Genomic DNA, 16,192 nt, shown 5'->3' on the forward strand with positions numbered 1-16,192 from the left:
GCGGAACAGGCAAACATCGGACCAGCCGGGCGTTGCCTTTGTAAATAAAAATCGGTAAACATGATGCAACCCTGATAGCTATTTGAGGTAGCAGATGAATTACCCGTCCATCACCCTGTGGTCTGATTCATCGTTTTTTAGTCCTTACGCCATGTCGGTTTACGTTGCATTAACGGAAAAAGGCGTTCCCTTCAGCCTTAAGCGTGTCGACTTGTCTCAAGACCAACAATACTCAGCCGATTACCGTGCGCTGTCATTAACCTGTCGCGTGCCTGCATTACAAATCGATGATCTGGTGCTGAGCGAATCCTCCGCTATCAGCGAGTACCTTGAAGAGCGATTTCCTGCGCCCGAATTTGAACGTCTTTACCCAAAAAATCGTGAAAATCGTGCGCGAGCACGCGAAGTTCAGGCGTGGCTGCGCAGTGATTTTATGCCGATCCGTCAGGAGCGTCCCACTGAAGTGTTATTTGCTGGCGAACGCTTTGCGCCGTTGACGCCCGCAGCGCAACAGGCGGCTGAAAAACTGATTGCTGCTGGCGAACGCTTGTTACCGGAAGGGCAACAGAACATGTTTGGCGAATGGTCTATTGCAGATACCGATTTAGCGGTGATGTTGAATAGACTGGCGCTGCATGGCGATAACCTGCCGATAAAGCTACAGCATTACGCTGAATTTCAGTGGCAACGCGCCTCTGTACAGTTGTGGTTGGCTGAAAGCGGCAAAAAACGGTAAAGATCGAGGCTTGCTCAAGCTAACGGAAGTGATTACCTTACGCCACACTATTATAAAGACGTGGCAATAACAGTGCGTGCAACAGGGCATGCCAAACAGGAAAGGGTTACGGATGGTGGATCAAAAGGGTGGCGACATTGAGTGGGTCGATATCGTTAGCGAAGAGAATGAGGTCGTAGCACAGGCAACGCGTGCGCAAATGCGTGCACAGTGCCTGCGCCACCGCGCCACCTACATCGTGGTACACGATGGCATGGGTAAGATTCTGGTACAGCGCCGTACCGAGACAAAAGATTTTATGCCTGGCATGCTGGATGCTACGGCAGGCGGCGTGGTGCAGAGCGGTGAAGACCTGTTGGAATCCGCACGCCGTGAAGCGGAAGAGGAGTTAGGTATTGCTGATGTCCCATTCGCGGAGCATGGCAAATTCTACTTCGAAGATCAGCACTGTCGCGTGTGGGGCGGGTTGTTCAGTTGCGTTTCTCACGGCCCTTTTGCCATGCAAGAAGCCGAAGTTGATGAGATTTACTGGATGACTCCGGATGAAATCACTGCGCGTTGTGACGAATTTACCGATGATTCGTTGAAGGCGCTTTCATTGTGGATGAGCCGCAACGGCGAAAAATAATTCGCTTACTCTTCTCGCAGTGAAAGGCATTTTCGCCAGTACGATATAAACCCAACTGCGTCCGCCGCTGTTCTGCGGTGGACGCTTCTTTCTCCTTAATCTCTCTCATCAAATGCGTGGCTCAGTATTAGTATTCATGCAGAATATTTTTAAGCAGCGTGAGGGCGGCGCGGAACTGAGTATCGGGAATGGTAAGCGGATAAAGAAAGCGGATCACGTTGCCGTGAACGCCGCACGTTAGCAACAATAAACCCTGCGACAATGCCTGTTGCTGGATTGCTCTTGCCGTCTCAGCACAGGGTTTCCCGTTATCATTGTGAAATTCAGCTGCAATCATTGAGCCGCGCCCTCGTACCTCAACCAGCGCCTTACAGCCTGCACTATGCAACGTTTCAATCAGTTCACTGCCGAGTTGATTGGCCCGCTCACACAAATTCTCTTCAGCAATGACATCCAGCACTGCCAGCGCAGCCGCGATTGCGGGTGGGCTACCGGCATAAGTCCCGCCCAAACCGCCCGGTGAGGGTGCGTCCATGACTTCAGCACGACCCGATACCGCAGAGAGCGGCATACCGCCGGCCAGACTCTTCGCCATCGTAATCAAATCGGGTTTTACGTCAGGGTAATATTCACTGGCGAACAGTTTACCGGTACGGGCGAAGCCACATTGGATTTCATCGGCAATTAACAGGATGTTGTGCTCATCGCATAGCTGACGCAACGCCGTAACAAAATCAGCGGGGGCAACATTGAAGCCGCCTTCGCCCTGAATCGGTTCATAAATAATGGCGGCGACGTGTTGCGGGCTGATATCGCAACGGAAAATAGCGTGCAAGCTTTCCAGTGCGTCTTCAACGCTGCAATCGTAAAGCGCGTTCGGATAGCGGGCATGAAATACAGAACCCGCGAAGGGACCAAAACCGGTTTTATAAGGTGTCACTTTGCCTGTCAGCGACATTGTCATGTAAGTGCGACCATGAAATGCGCCGGTGAAAGCGATAATGCCCGGCCGGCCGGTTGCTGCACGAGCAATCTTCACGGCGTTTTCAACCGCTTCAGCGCCGGTAGAAAAGAAGGTGGTTTTCGCCGGACCGGCAATCGGCACGCGCTGATTCAGTTGCTCTGCCAGCTTAATGTAGTTTTCGTAAGGCACGATCTGAAAAGCGGTATGGGTGAAGCAATCGAGCTGCTCTTTTACTGCGGCGATCACTTTTGGATGGCGATGCCCGGTGTTTAGAACTGCGATACCGGCACTGAAATCGGTATATTCTCGGCCTTGATGATCCCACAGCGTGGCATTTTCGGCCTTCACTGCATAGAAATCACACATGACGCCGACGCCGCGCGGTGTGGCTTTGAGACGACGTGCGTGCACTTCACTGTTGCTCATAAGTTGACCTCGTTGTGGTTGCAAAGCTTACTGGGCGATCTGCTGGCGCCAGGGTAAAAGAAGCCCTTGCCAACGGCACGCTGAACAAATTCTATATCGCCTACGGCAGATATACAGCCGCCTGCCTTGCTGATGCAAATCGTCAGCGACTCACGCGGTTCTGAATGAATAGCACATCACAGAAATGGGCTGCATTTGTTTTCTGGTATGCCGAAAAGGGGTGAGTAATGTTGCTTAAAGCGCGGAGCGGGAACGGTGTGAAATTCTGAAGTGCAAAGTGGGATGGGGATGATGTCTGCGTAAATTAATTATGCAGGGTGGAAGCGTTGGCGATCGTGGTTGAATGGCGTATCACTTACTTGCGTCATCTAAATAAAAAGAGCATGCATTGCTGCATGCCCTCATCACATTTTTAGCCTTCAGCTTGCTGAGACTGAATTGCGGTTAACGCGATGGTGTAGACAATATCATCCACCAGTGCGCCACGAGAAAGGTCGTTGACCGGCTTGCGCATACCTTGCAGCATTGGCCCGATGGAAATCAGGTCGGCTGAACGCTGTACCGCTTTGTAAGTGGTATTACCCGTGTTGAGATCCGGGAAGATAAACACGGTGGCGCGACCCGCAACCGCTGAGTTTGGTGCTTTAGATTTCGCCACATCTTCCATAATAGCCGCGTCATATTGCAGCGGGCCATCAATCACCAGATCAGGACGTTTTTCCTGCGCAATGCGCGTGGCTTCGCGTACTTTTTCTACATCGCTACCGGCACCAGAATTGCCGGTTGAGTAAGAGATCATCGCTACACGCGGATCGATACCAAAGGCTTTTGCTGAATCAGCTGATTGAATTGCAATCTCTGCCAGCTGTTCAGACGTTGGGTCTGGGTTGATGGCGCAGTCGCCATAAACCAGAACCTGCTCTGGCAGCAGCATGAAGAACACCGATGAAACCAGGGAGCTGTTTGGCGCAGTTTTGATCAGCTGCAGCGGTGGACGAATGGTGTTGGCAGTGGTGTGAACCGCGCCAGAAACTAAGCCGTCGACTTCGCCGCTTTCCAACATCATGGTGCCCAGCACCACGTTATCTTCTAACTGCTCCTGTGCAACAACTTCGGTCATGCCTTTGCTCTTACGCAGTTCCACCAAGCGCGGTACGTAGTTTTCACGTACCACTTCTGGATCGACAATGACAATGCCACTGCCTAATTCAACGCCTTGTGCAGCAGCAACACGCTGGATCTCGTCTGGATTTCCCAATAATACACAGGTTGCAATACCGCGTTCGGCACAAATCGAAGCAGCTTTAACGGTGCGCGGCTCATCGCCTTCTGGCAATACGATGCGTTTACCGGCTTTACGCGCCAGTTCGGTCAGTTGATAACGGAAGGCTGGCGGTGACAGGCGGCGGCTGCGCTCAGAAGTCGCCGTCAGTGACTCAATCCAGTCGGCATTAATGAAGTTGGCAACGTATTCCTGCACTTTTTCGATGCGTTGAGTATCGTCAGCGGGCACTTCCAGATTGAAGCTTTGCAAGCTGAGTGAGGTTTGCCAGGTGTTAGTTTTCACCATGAACATTGGCAATCCCGTCTGAAAAGCACGTTCGCACAATTTAGCGATACGCGGGTCAATTTCATAGTTACCTGTCAGCAGAATGGCACCAATTTCGACGCCATTCATAGCGGCCAGACAGGCAGCAACCAGCACGTCTGGGCGATCGGCTGAGGTCACCAGCAATGAACCTGGGCGGAAATGTTCCAGCATGTGCGGCAGGCTTCGTGCACAGAACGTCACCGACTTAACGCGGCGAGTCTGGATGTCACCTTCGTTGATAACGCGCGCATTCAGATGGCGGCACATATCGATAGCGCGTGTCGCAATGAGCTCGAAGCTCCATGGTACGCAACCCAGCACCGGCAGCGGGCTGTCGGAAAACAGCTGCTTAGGATCAATATTCGCGATGCTGGCTTTAGAGGAGTCATCAAAAATTTCGGACAGATCAGGACGAGTGCGGCCTTGCTCATCAACCGGTGCGTTGAGTTTATTAATAATAACGCCGGTGATGTTTTTGTTCTTTTTGCCGCCAAAGCTGCTTTGGGTTAACTCAATACGCTCTTTTAACTGTTCGGTTGAGTCGTTACCCAACGCCATAACAAAGACGATTTCTGCATTTAGCGTTTTAGCGATTTCATAGTTGAGCGCGGTAGCAAACTGATGTTTACGCGTCGGCACTAAACCTTCAACCAGCACCACCTCCGCATCCTGCGAATTAGCATGGTAGCGGGCGATGATCTCTTCCATCAACACATCTTGCTGGTTAGAACCGAGCAGCGATTCCACGCGCGACATCTGTAAAGGTTCAGCCGCTGGGATAGAGGAATTTTTGCGAATGATAGTGGTGGTTTGATCGGGTGTATCACCGCCGGTACGCGGCTGAGCAATAGGTTTGAAGACGCTGAGGCGAACGCCTTTGCGCTCCATCGCACGAATAACGCCAAGGCTGACGCTGGTCAGGCCGACACTGGTGCCGGTCGGAATGAGCATAATTGTACGTGACACGATTGAACCTCTCAGGTATTGCAGGGTGTCAAAAACAACTCCGCCAGCATGAGCTGACGGAGAAAAGCGTTAAGCGGTCAGACGCGCAGCGTCTTGGGCAATGACCAACTCTTCGTTGGTCGGAATCACCAGTGCGGGACGCGTACCTTCTTTATTAATGTAACCTGACTTACCAAACCGTGCCGCCAGGTTGCGTTCGTGATCAGCCTCAAAACCGAGCAGACCCAGTTTTTTCAATGCCAGTTCACGCACCATGGCGGCGTTTTCACCAATTCCACCGGTGAATACCACTGCGTCCAAACGGCCTTCCATCAAGGCGGTGTAGCTGCCGATATATTTGGCAAGACGATGACAGAAAACGTCCATCGCGCGCTTAGCATCTTCTTTGGTTTCGTAATTATCTTCAACATAACGGCAATCGCTGGTGACTTCGGTCAGGCCCAGCAGGCCAGATTCTTTGGTCAGCAATTTATTGATGGCATCTACGCTCATGCCCAGCGTGTCATGCAGGAAGAAGATGATAGCGGGATCGATGTCGCCGCTACGTGTTCCCATGACCAGACCTTCAAGCGGGGTCAAACCCATTGAGGTATCAACGCACACGCCATTGCGGATAGCTGACACAGAACCGCCGTTACCCAAATGGCAGGTGATAACGTTGAGTTCTTCCAGCGGTTTATTAAGCATTTTTGCTGCTTCATGGCTGACATAGAAGTGGCTGGTGCCGTGCGCACCATAGCGACGGACGCCATGTTCTTTATAAAGTTTGTAGGGAAGAGCATAAAGATATGACTCTTCCGGCATTGTCTGATGGAAAGCTGTATCAAATACCGCGACATTCTTATCGGACAGGTGCGGGAAGTTTTTCATCGCTTCATCAATACCGATAAGGTGCGCAGGGTTATGCAATGGAGCGAAAGAAGAAGCATCTTTGATGCCCTGAACCACATCTTCAGTAATAATGACGGATTGGGTCAGTTTCTCGCCGCCGTGAACTATGCGATGACCAATTGCAGCGATTTGTGCCGAAAGCTCTGGTTTTTGTGCCAGAATGGTTTTAACAATGTAATTGAGTGCTTCACTATGCGCCGCGCCAGCACCTAATGGTGCTTCCTGTTTTTGACCATCCAGTTTCCATTTAATACGTGCCTCAGGTAAATGGAAGCATTCTGCAAGGCCAGAAAGGAACTCGTCACCGCTGGCAGGATTTAGGATGGCAAACTTCAGAGAAGAACTGCCGCAGTTCAGGACCAGTACTAGCTTACTCGACATGGAAGTACCTATTTGTTAAAAGTGGCTAAAAAAAACGCAGTCAGACTATCAGCGTAGCCCATGAAAGCTGGTAGATTAATGATAAACATCATGCGCTAGTCAAACGATGACTTTACGCAAAAAATTTCGGTAATTTTACGCAAAAATTTGAAGTCTATTTGTCGAAACAGGACTCAGGCCATTTCCCGGTGGTGCTAGCCGCTTCCAAAACCGTATCGAAACGGCGTCAGAATAGCTGGAGTCCTGTTTAAAGACAAAAACATTTGAAGGATGTTACGTAAAGTTGTGTGGTTATAACTATCTTTTAAAGTTTGCAGTAATAGTTGAGGTCCGCTATGGCGAATGAATCTGGCAGTACCAGCTGGTTCCGTATTTTTCAACGCGGCCAGCACTATATGAAGACCTGGCCAAGTGACAAACGCCTTGCGCCAATATTTCCTGAAAATCGCGTGTCGACGGCAACCCGCTTCGCCATTCGTTTTATGCCGCCCCTTGCGGTGTTCACCTTGACCTGGCAAATTGCGTTAGGCGGCCAGCTTGGGCCCGCTGTTGCAACTGCGCTGTTTGCCTGCACGCTACCCATGCAAGGCTTGTGGTGGCTGGGTAAGCGATCTGTTACACCTTTGCCGCCCACGCTACTGAACTGGTTTCATGAAGTTCGCGCCAGGCTGGAGGAGGCGGGGCAGGCAATTGCGCCGGTCGAGGGCAAGCCAACGTATCAGGCATTAGCTGATGTTTTAAAACGCGCCTTTAAACAGCTGGATCGCACCTTTCTCGACGATCTTTGATTGGACATGGGTTCTTCGCAGGTAAGAATTCGCCTGGAACCCGCGTCTAAATCAAAGAAAAGTGATGCTGTCATACCTGTATTGCTAACCCTGTGTAATCATTTCTCTATCGTATAAAACTTAAGCGCCTTTTAGGCCTCGGAGTAAATGATGGAAATGACCCATGCACAGCGATTAATCCTGACTAATCAATATAAAATTATGGCGATGCTGGAACCTGAAAACGCCGAACGCTTCCGTCGCTATCAAACTATCATCGAACGAGGTTACGGCTTACAGATGCGTGAGCTGGATAAAGATTTCGGTGAGCTCACTGAAGAAACCTGCCGCACCCTCATTGATATCATGGAGTTGCACCACGCGCTGCATGTTTCCTGGTCAAACCTCAAGGAAAAAGAGCAGCTTGAAGAGCGCCGCCTGGCCTTTCTCGGCTTTGATGCAGCCACCGAAGCACGTTATCTCGGTTATGTCCGTTTTATGGTCAATACCGAAGGGCGATACACCCAGTTTGATTCAGGCACGCACGGCTTCAATGCACAAACGCCAATGTGGGAAAAGTATCAACGCATGCTAGCTTTGTGGCAGACTTGTCCTCGTCAATACCATTTGAGCGCGAATGAAATTGCGCAAGTAATCAATGCCTGATGAGGAGTGACGTGTGACGTACAGCGGTTTTTTGTTTGATTTAGATGGCACTTTAGTGGACTCGTTGCCTGCAGTAGAGCGCGCGTGGAGCAACTGGGCAGCGCGGCAGGGTATCGCGGCAGACGACGTTCTGGCGTTCATTCATGGCAAACAGGCAATTACGTCGTTACGTCATTTTATGGCTGGTCAGTCTGAGGAGGCTATTCAGGCTGAGTTTTTGGCGTTAGAACAAACCGAAGCGAAAGACACGGATGGCGTACAGGCATTACCTGGCGCTAAGGCGCTACTGTCTACGCTGAATGAATTGCAAATTCCTTGGGCAATTGTGACGTCAGGTTCCGTTCCGGTCGCCCACGCACGCCATAAAGCGGCTGGTTTACCGCAGCCTGCCGTTTTCATCACCGCTGAACAAGTCGTGAAAGGCAAGCCAGAGCCCGATCCTTACCTTTTAGGTGCAAAGAAATTAGGCTTATCGCCTGATGTATGCGTCGTCGTTGAAGATGCACCAGCCGGCGTTTTCAGGACTTAATGCGGGATGCGCCGTGATTGCAGCTAATGCACCAGCGGATACGCCACGTCTTAATGAAGTGACAATTCAGCTGACATCACTCGAATCATTAGTCGTGACGAAATTGGCTGACGGTCAATTTACATTGAGTACACAGAACTAAGGGGCGGCTAAGGCCGCCTTTATTACAGCGGCGTGTCCTGTGAAATTTCATCCAGCGACAGGCTGAAGCTAGGAATGAACACCTCTACAAAATAATCCATTTCTGGCGAACGGCGCTGCGCTAACGTTTTTTCCAGCCGTGCTTTCGCCAGTAAAAACTCATTGTTACCTGCAGATAACTCCTCCAGGCATTTTACATAGGCGCAAAGTGCGTCCGCCTGCTTTACTACCGCTTGTTCTTCAACGCCATGCAGATGTTCATCAATCAGCGGGCGGTAAATGTCCTGGAACTCTGCCGGCAGCATTTCAATCAGTTTTTGCTGCGCAATTTTCTCAATTTTTTTATATTCATGGGCAATCTGCGCATTGTAATACTTTACTGGCGTGGGCAAGTCGCCAGTTAATACTTCACTCGCATCGTGATAAAGCGCCAACATTGCAATGCGATCTGCGTTGAGATTGCCATTAAATTTTTTATTTTTAATGACAGCCAAAGCATGCGCCACCATGGCTACCTGCAAGCTATGCTCGGAGACATTTTCCGTGCGCACATTGCGCATTAACGGCCAGCGATTGATGAGTTTGAGTCGGGAAAGATGAGCGAAAAAATGGCTTTGAGTCATGGATGATCCTGTTTGCAGGCAGGGGAAAGACCAGCTTTCCCCGAAATACAAACAGTATACGCGGGCGTGATTACTGACGGTAGCCTTGCAGGAATCGGCCAAATTTATTGATCGCCATCTCTAGATCGTCAACGCGTGGCAGCGTCACGATACGAAGATGATCCGGCCAAGGCCAGTTAAAGGCGGAGCCTTGCACTAACAACACCTTTTCTTGCAGTAAAAAATCCAAAACCATTTTTTGGTCGTCAAAGATATTGAATTTTTTTGCATCAATACGCGGGAACATGTAAAGCGCACCTTGCGGCTTCACACAGCTGACGCCGGGAATATCATTAATGAGTTCCCAGGCACGCTGGCGCTGCTCATATAAACGTCCGCCCGGTACAATAAATTCACTGATGCTTTGGTAACCGCCTAATGCAGTCTGAATGGCATGTTGTGCCGGAACGTTGGCACACAGGCGCATAGACGCAAGCATCTCCAGCCCTTCGATATAGCCTTTAGCATGCTTTTTCGGACCGTTTAATACCATCCAGCCCTGGCGGAAACCGGCAACGCGATAGGTTTTAGAGAGTCCGTTAAAAGTTACGGTCAGGAGATCGGGTGCCAGCGCAGCGATTGAGTGGTGTTGCGCGTCGTCGTAGAGAATCTTGTCGTAGATCTCATCAGCGAAAATAATCAGGTTATGCTGACGCGCGATTTCAACCACTTCCAGCAGCAACTCTTTGCTGTATACCGCACCGGTAGGGTTATTCGGGTTAATAATCACAATACCGCGAGTACGCGGCGTGATTTTGCTGCGAATATCGTCCAGATCAGGAAACCAGCCAGCTGACTCATCACAAAGATAATGCACTGCTTTTCCGCTGGATAGCGACACAGCCGCTGTCCATAACGGATAATCGGGTGCAGGCACCAGCATTTCATCGCCACTGTTTAGCAGCGCTTGCATGGCCTGAACAATCAGTTCAGAAACACCATTGCCGATGTAAATATCCTCAACCGTAACGTCTCGCATATCACGCGCTTGATAATGCTGCATGATGGCTTTACGCGCTGAATAGAGACCTTTGGAATCACAATAGCCTTGTGAGCTAGGCAAGTTGCGGATGACATCGACCAGAATTTCGTCAGGTGCCTCAAAGCCGAACGGTGCTGGGTTACCAATGTTCAGCTTAAGGACTTTGTTACCTTCTTCTTCGAGACGCTTAGCTTCTTTTAAGACCGGACCGCGAATGTCATAGCAAACATTTTCCAGCTTTCCGGATTTATCAATTTGAAAAGTCATTATTACCGCCTTTATGGGCAGAATCCTTTTACCTGCCACTGAAATCAAACCAGCACAATGTACTCTCCTGCTGAACACAAAAGAAGGGTGCTAACCGGTTTTGGCGCGTTAAGCATCTTTTCATGCGAGCCGTGGCGCAAAAAATATTCTCAGTCGTTTAATTTAGTCAAATGAACTAATAATATTGTTTTATTTGGCATTTTTAACCAATCCATAAAAAGGGGCTGTAAAGTCATTAATCCAGATTTTTAATAGTGAATTTGCCATTTTCAATTTTTAAAAAAGGCTTGAGTAAGATAGATGCCAATTGAAATAGTTAAGCGATATTGCATTGATGGGTGTTTTGTGAGCAGTGGTGAATTGATGCACTTATGTAATGTGATTTACAGCTGGTAATTATTGTCATTCATGCAGTGAATAACCAGAATTGTACGCTGTCGTAAGGTCCAGCGCGGGCGTAGCAAGGAAGACTTCAGGCATGTCTTCTCACTTTGTTTGTTTTTTCAGAAATGAAAAGGTTAAAAAATAGCCAGTAGTGTGGCAGGATAGGTGAGAAAGGGGGTTACAACAAAATTTACAGCGCTTTTCACAAAAACATTTCCATTTTGACGTCAAAAATGATTAAGTATAATTTATTATTTGATGCCACTATTTACCGAGCATCATAAAAGTACGCCGTTCTTTTTTTGTCCCGCAATCGCTGTTTCGGCGGGATTTAGACAACTACGCAGCTTACTGCATTTGCGCACCCAGCGCCTTCGGCTCAGAAGTTGTATCTGTCTAAACGATACTGCTTTGCCCAATTATGCGGGTTTGAGCTTTCGTTAATATTCGTTCGACCACTTTTTGTGGCAGTCTTCACACAGGACTGCCATTAAGCACCATTACCGCTTATCACTTTGATGAGATGTGTAATAACACCAGGGTAGTAGTTCGTAAAAATCTAATAAGTGAAGAAAAAACATGACTAATGCAAATCGTCCGATACTCAATCTCGACCTCGATCTGCTGAGAACTTTTGTGGCTGTTGCGGATTTGAATACGTTTGCAGCTGCAGCTGCAGCGGTCTGCCGAACCCAGTCAGCGGTCAGTCAGCAGATGCAACGTCTGGAGCAATTGGTAGGTAAAGAGCTGTTTGCCAGACATGGACGTAACAAACTGTTAACAGAACACGGAATTCAGCTCTTAGGTTACGCCAGAAAGATTCTCCGCTTCAATGATGAAGCCTGTACTTCTTTGATGTATAGCAATATTCAAGGTGTCCTGACCATTGGCGCATCTGATGATACATCCGACACCATTCTGCCGTTTTTGTTGAACCGCGTGACATCGGTTTATCCAAAACTCGCTATTGATGTCCGCGTTAAACGCAATCCATTCATGATGGAAATGCTGAATCAGGGTGAAGTGGATTTGGTAGTGACCACCTCCAGTCCAGGTAACTTTACCTATCAGGTTCTGCGTACATCGCCAACGTTGTGGTATTGCGCAGCGGATTACATTTTCCAGCGAGGTGAAGCTATCCCATTGGTTCTGCTTGACGAGCCAAGTCCGTACCGTGATATGGCTATTGATCATCTCAACGAGGCGGGCATCCCATGGCGTATATCGTATGTGGCTTCCACATTGGCAGCAGTACGTGCGGCTGTTAAAGCGGGATTGGGTGTAACAGCGCGTCCGGTAGAAATGATGAGTCCAGAACTGCGTGTTATGGGTGCTGCCGAAGGCTTACCAGTGTTGCCAGATACACAATATCTGCTGTGTCGTAATCCTAATAGTGATAATGAACTCGCATTGGCTATCTTCAACGCAATGCAGTCAACCAATGATCCCTACAATCTCAGCGCTAATCCAGACGGTACTTTATTACTGGATGACGAAGAGTAAATTCGCTGCTAATACTGTCTCTGGTTCCGTTTTGAGCAATTGTTAAAAGCGATCAAAATAAGCCTCTTGTTCTTTTATCAGAATGAGAGGCTTTTTTTATATTCCTTTCTCCTCATCGTATCCGTTATTTGTCCCCCTTTAACGTCCCGTAATAATCCTCAAATGAAATTATTTTCATTTTTACTGCTTGTTGAAACCTTCAATCCGAAAAAACGGAAGAAACATTCCAAAACGCAGTGCTGATTGTTGGTTTTTAGTGCGTAAAGGCCAGAAGTGTGTCCTGGATCAAGAAAATACCCCTGCTAAGGGGAAGGAAAACGACGCGAATCCTGTCAAAATATGTTTGTTAAATGCACGATCCATGCATGTGAATACCCGCTACACTAAAATTAACCCTACAGACTGAAGCGATTTAGCTGGCATGAGGGGCATCATTTGTTAATAATATGATGCAGCTGTAAAATAATGTTTGGATACTTTTGTCAAAGTTGACAAAAGGTTATAGAAAGGAGTAAAAAACCCCATAAAATTGCTGCTTATTTGATAATGACGGCAAAGTTTATAAGGTTTTTCATCCTTCCCTTGAATCGATGTGGTGAGTTTGCTGCCAGAACCCGTGCAGGATGCCAGCGCCACTTTTGATGAGTAAGCAAAGAGTATGTCAACAACCACCGAAATCATCGCTCAGCATTGGGCGTTTATCGTATTTATCGTCATTGCATTTGGCCTTTGCGCTTTTATGTTGACCGGAGGATGGCTGTTAGGTGGCAGAGCACGCGCCCGCTACAAAGACACGCCTTTTGAATCTGGTATCGAATCCGTTGGTGATACCCATCTCCGCCTTTCGGCGAAATTCTATCTGGTTGCGATGTTCTTCGTAATTTTCGACGTCGAAGCCCTCTTTTTATACGCATGGGCGACTTCAATCCGTGAAAGCGGCTGGGTCGGCTTTGTGGAAGCCGCAATTTTCATTTTGGTGCTCCTGGCGGGCTTGGTCTATCTGGTGCGCATTGGTGCGTTGGATTGGGCTCCTGCACGTCGCCGCATCGTGGTTAAGACCACCACGATCAGTCACACCAATCCTCACAAGCAGTAAAAGAGAGGCAATAAGATGGACTATACGCTCACCCGCATAGACCCGAACGGTGGTGACAACGACCGTTATCCTCTGCAAAAGCAGGAAATCGTCAGCGATCCGCTGGAGCAGCATGTTCATCGCAGCGTCTACATGGGCAAACTCGAAAATGCCCTGCACGATATGGTGAACTGGGGACGCAAAAACTCCCTTTGGCCGTACAACTTTGGTCTTTCCTGTTGCTACGTTGAAATGACCACCTCCTTTACCGCAGTGCATGACGTTGCGCGTTTTGGAGCAGAAGTTATGCGTGCATCTCCGCGCCAGGCAGACTTCATGGTGATCGCCGGTACGCCATTTACCAAAATGGCCCCGGTAATTCAGCGTTTGTATGACCAAATGCTGGAGCCGAAATGGGTGATCTCGATGGGGGCCTGTGCCAACTCTGGTGGCATGTACGATATCTATTCAGTGGTTCAGGGTGTGGATAAATTCCTGCCGGTAGATGTGTACATTCCAGGTTGTCCACCGCGTCCAGAAGCTTATATGCAGGCGTTGCTGCTGCTGCAAGAGTCGATTGGTAAAGAACGCCGTCCACTTTCATGGGTGGTAGGTGATCAGGGCGTGTATCGCGCCAATATGCAGCCAGAGCGCGAAAGAAAGCGTGGCGAGCGTATCGCGGTTACCAACCTGCGTACTCCAGACGAAGTTTAAGCTAACCGTACACGGATGGATTTAGCGCCCGCAGCATAATATTAAAATTTAATGCACGGCCCCATCCTGACGCCTTCATTTGAGCGCCTGATTACAGGCCGGAATGGTGAGTAACGTATGACAGATTTGACCACGCAAGATCTCGCTCAGCCAGCATGGCAAACCCGGGATCACCTGGATGATCCGGTGATCGGCGAGTTGCGTAACCGTTTTGGGCCGGATGCCTTTACCGTTCAGGCCACCCGCACCGGCATTCCGGTTGTTTGGGTGAGGCGTGAACAGTTACTGGAAATGACTGAATTTCTTCGTAAATTAGCTAAGCCTTACGTCATGCTGTATGACCTGCATGGCATGGATGAGCGTTTACGTACCCACCGCGCAGGCTTACCTGCTGCGGATTTTTCCGTTTTCTATCATCTGCTGTCGATTGAGCGTAACCGCGACATCATGCTCAAAGTCGCTTTATCAGAAAACGACATGCACGTGCCAACCCTCACCAAACTTTTCCCGAACGCCAACTGGTATGAGCGCGAAACGTGGGAAATGTTTGGCATTACCTTTGATGGTCATCCGCACCTGACGCGCATCATGATGCCGCCAACGTGGGAAGGTCATCCGCTGCGCAAGGATTATCCTGCTCGTGCAACCGAATTCGATCCTTTCGAGCTGACTAAGCAGAAAGAAGATTTGGAAATGGAAGCATTGACCTTCAAGCCAGAAGAGTGGGGCATGAAGCGCAGTACCGCCAACGAAGACTTTATGTTCCTTAACCTCGGTCCAAACCATCCTTCAGCGCACGGTGCTTTCCGCATCATATTGCAGCTGGATGGTGAAGAGATCGTCGACTGCGTTCCAGATGTGGGTTATCACCATCGTGGCGCAGAGAAAATGGGTGAACGTCAGTCATGGCATAGCTACATTCCTTACACCGATCGCATTGAATATCTCGGTGGTTGCGTTAACGAAATGCCTTACGTGCTCGCAGTTGAGAAACTGGCTGGCATCGTCGTGCCGGATCGCGTGAATGTGATTCGCGTTATGCTTTCCGAGCTGTTCCGCATTAACAGTCATCTGCTTTACATCTCCACCTTCATTCAGGACGTTGGCGCAATGACGCCCGTGTTCTTCGCCTTTACCGATCGTCAAAAAATTTACGATGTGGTGGAAGCAATCACCGGTTTCCGTATGCATCCGGCGTGGTTCCGCATTGGTGGTGTTGCGCACGATCTGCCGAAAGGCTGGGAACGTTTGCTGCGTGATTTCCTCGACTGGATGCCGAAGCGTCTGAAAGAGTATGACAAAGCAGCATTACGTAACTCCGTGTTGATGGGCCGCTCACAAGGTGTTGCCGCTTACAATATGGAAGAAGCGCTGGCATGGGGCACAACCGGTGCAGGTTTACGTGCCACCGGACTGGATTTTGACGTGCGTAAATGGCGCCCTTATTCAGGTTATGAAAATTTCGACTTCGAAATTCCTGTGGGCGCAGGCATCAGCGATGCTTACACGCGCGTGATGTTGAAAATGGAAGAGATGTGGCAGTCGCTGCGTATTCTGGAGCAATGCCTGAAAAACATGCCGGCAGGCCCGTTCAAAGCGGATCATCCGCTGACTACGCCGCCACCGAAAGAGCGCACGCTGCAGCACATTGAAACCCTGATCACCCACTTCCTGCAGGTTTCCTGGGGCCCGGTTATGCCAGCCAATGAATCCTTCCAGATGATTGAGGCGACCAAAGGAATCAACAGTTACTACCTGACCAGCGATGGCAGCACCATGAGCTACCGCACCCGCGTGCGTACGCCGAGCTTCCCGCATCTGCAGCAGATCCCTTCCGTGATCCGAGGCAGCCTGGTATCCGACTTGATCGTGTACCTCGGTAGTATCGATTTTGTTATGTCAGACGTGGACCGCTAATT

The 16,192-nt window shown here is 49.4% G+C and carries 13 protein-coding genes and 1 pseudogene; 9 read left to right on the forward strand and 5 right to left on the reverse strand.

The genetic code is table 11. The annotated features are described in order from the left end of the window. Positions 1–94 precede the first annotated feature (94 nt). Both yfcF and yfcD read left to right on the forward strand, forming a co-directional pair. A complete protein-coding gene (gene yfcF, locus MUG06_RS01485; RefSeq protein WP_215846086.1) occupies positions 95–736 on the forward strand; it encodes a glutathione transferase in 642 nt (213 codons plus the stop codon). A gap of 112 nt (positions 737–848) precedes the next feature. After that, positions 849–1,364, forward strand: a complete 516-nt coding sequence (gene yfcD / locus MUG06_RS01490) for an NUDIX hydrolase YfcD (RefSeq protein WP_215846088.1) — start codon at positions 849–851, stop codon at positions 1,362–1,364. 127 nt (positions 1,365–1,491) lie between these two features. On the opposite strand, the gene MUG06_RS01495 is transcribed toward yfcD, so the two are convergent. The 3 genes from MUG06_RS01495 to ackA form a co-directional block, all read right to left on the reverse strand. After that, positions 1,492–2,754, reverse strand: coding sequence for a 4-aminobutyrate--2-oxoglutarate transaminase (locus MUG06_RS01495; protein WP_243077513.1), 1,263 nt, complete (start codon positions 2,752–2,754; stop codon positions 1,492–1,494). A gap of 412 nt (positions 2,755–3,166) precedes the next feature. Continuing rightward, the gene (pta, locus tag MUG06_RS01500; protein ID WP_215846091.1) at positions 3,167–5,311 is read right to left on the reverse strand and encodes a phosphate acetyltransferase; all 2,145 of its coding nucleotides are present in this window, start codon (positions 5,309–5,311) and stop codon (positions 3,167–3,169) included. A 69-nt stretch (positions 5,312–5,380) separates the two neighbouring features. Then, entirely contained in the window at positions 5,381–6,583 is a 1,203-nt protein-coding gene (gene ackA / locus MUG06_RS01505; protein ID WP_243077514.1) for an acetate kinase, read from the reverse strand. 335 nt (positions 6,584–6,918) lie between these two features. Between ackA and yfbV the strand changes: the two genes are divergently transcribed. The 3 genes and pseudogenes from yfbV (at position 6,919) to MUG06_RS01520 (ending at position 8,687) form a co-directional block, all read left to right on the forward strand. Then, on the forward strand, positions 6,919–7,371 hold the full coding sequence (gene yfbV / locus MUG06_RS01510; protein WP_215846095.1) for a terminus macrodomain insulation protein YfbV: 453 nt from the start codon (positions 6,919–6,921) through the stop codon (positions 7,369–7,371). Between the two features lie 150 nt (positions 7,372–7,521). Beyond that, a complete protein-coding gene (locus tag MUG06_RS01515) occupies positions 7,522–8,016 on the forward strand; it encodes a YfbU family protein (protein WP_215848236.1) in 495 nt (164 codons plus the stop codon). Between the two features lie 13 nt (positions 8,017–8,029). Next, positions 8,030–8,687 (forward strand): annotated as a pseudogene (locus tag MUG06_RS01520) (sugar phosphatase). A 22-nt stretch (positions 8,688–8,709) separates the two neighbouring features. Here the strand turns inward: MUG06_RS01520 and yfbR are convergent. Both yfbR and MUG06_RS01530 read right to left on the reverse strand, forming a co-directional pair. Continuing rightward, positions 8,710–9,309 (reverse strand): 5'-deoxynucleotidase, encoded by a 600-nt coding sequence (yfbR, locus tag MUG06_RS01525; RefSeq protein ID WP_243077515.1) that lies wholly within the window; start codon positions 9,307–9,309, stop codon positions 8,710–8,712. Between the two features lie 70 nt (positions 9,310–9,379). Continuing rightward, positions 9,380–10,597, reverse strand: a complete 1,218-nt coding sequence (locus MUG06_RS01530; protein WP_215846100.1) for a pyridoxal phosphate-dependent aminotransferase — start codon at positions 10,595–10,597, stop codon at positions 9,380–9,382. Positions 10,598–11,560: 963 nt separating this feature from the next. On the opposite strand from MUG06_RS01530, the gene lrhA reads away from it, so the two are divergent. From lrhA to nuoC, 4 genes are all read left to right on the forward strand, one after another. Next, positions 11,561–12,484 carry a transcriptional regulator LrhA gene (gene lrhA / locus MUG06_RS01535; RefSeq protein ID WP_215846102.1) on the forward strand — a complete coding sequence of 308 codons (924 nt, stop codon included), beginning with the start codon at positions 11,561–11,563 and terminating at the stop codon, positions 12,482–12,484. A 658-nt stretch (positions 12,485–13,142) separates the two neighbouring features. Further along, positions 13,143–13,580: an NADH-quinone oxidoreductase subunit A gene (locus tag MUG06_RS01540; protein WP_215846104.1), complete on the forward strand. Its 438-nt coding sequence runs from the start codon at positions 13,143–13,145 to the stop codon at positions 13,578–13,580. Between the two features lie 15 nt (positions 13,581–13,595). Beyond that, a complete protein-coding gene (locus MUG06_RS01545; protein WP_215846106.1) occupies positions 13,596–14,273 on the forward strand; it encodes an NADH-quinone oxidoreductase subunit B in 678 nt (225 codons plus the stop codon). 117 nt (positions 14,274–14,390) lie between these two features. Next, on the forward strand, positions 14,391–16,190 hold the full coding sequence (nuoC, locus tag MUG06_RS01550; RefSeq protein ID WP_243077516.1) for an NADH-quinone oxidoreductase subunit C/D: 1,800 nt from the start codon (positions 14,391–14,393) through the stop codon (positions 16,188–16,190). The last annotated feature ends 2 nt before the right edge of the window (positions 16,191–16,192 follow it).

This window comes from Pantoea sp. MQR6 (assembly GCF_022761075.1).
Classification (GTDB): Bacteria; Pseudomonadota; Gammaproteobacteria; order Enterobacterales; family Enterobacteriaceae; genus Pantoea; species Pantoea phytostimulans.

Bases quoted from the DNA above. Each gene is read 5' to 3' on its own strand.
- yfcF (WP_215846086.1), top strand. From the start codon at position 95: ATGAATTACCCGTCCATCACCCTGTGGTCTGATTCATCGTTTTTTAGT.
- yfcD (WP_215846088.1), top strand. From the start codon at position 849: ATGGTGGATCAAAAGGGTGGCGACATTGAGTGGGTCGATATCGTTAGC.
- MUG06_RS01495 (WP_243077513.1), bottom strand. From the start codon at position 2,754: ATGAGCAACAGTGAAGTGCACGCACGTCGTCTCAAAGCCACACCGCGC.
- ackA (WP_243077514.1), bottom strand. From the start codon at position 6,583: ATGTCGAGTAAGCTAGTACTGGTCCTGAACTGCGGCAGTTCTTCTCTG.
- yfbV (WP_215846095.1), top strand. From the start codon at position 6,919: ATGGCGAATGAATCTGGCAGTACCAGCTGGTTCCGTATTTTTCAACGC.
- MUG06_RS01515 (WP_215848236.1), top strand. From the start codon at position 7,522: ATGGAAATGACCCATGCACAGCGATTAATCCTGACTAATCAATATAAA.
- yfbR (WP_243077515.1), bottom strand. From the start codon at position 9,309: ATGACTCAAAGCCATTTTTTCGCTCATCTTTCCCGACTCAAACTCATC.
- MUG06_RS01530 (WP_215846100.1), bottom strand. From the start codon at position 10,597: ATGACTTTTCAAATTGATAAATCCGGAAAGCTGGAAAATGTTTGCTAT.
- lrhA (WP_215846102.1), top strand. From the start codon at position 11,561: ATGACTAATGCAAATCGTCCGATACTCAATCTCGACCTCGATCTGCTG.
- MUG06_RS01540 (WP_215846104.1), top strand. From the start codon at position 13,143: ATGTCAACAACCACCGAAATCATCGCTCAGCATTGGGCGTTTATCGTA.
- MUG06_RS01545 (WP_215846106.1), top strand. From the start codon at position 13,596: ATGGACTATACGCTCACCCGCATAGACCCGAACGGTGGTGACAACGAC.
- nuoC (WP_243077516.1), top strand. From the start codon at position 14,391: ATGACAGATTTGACCACGCAAGATCTCGCTCAGCCAGCATGGCAAACC.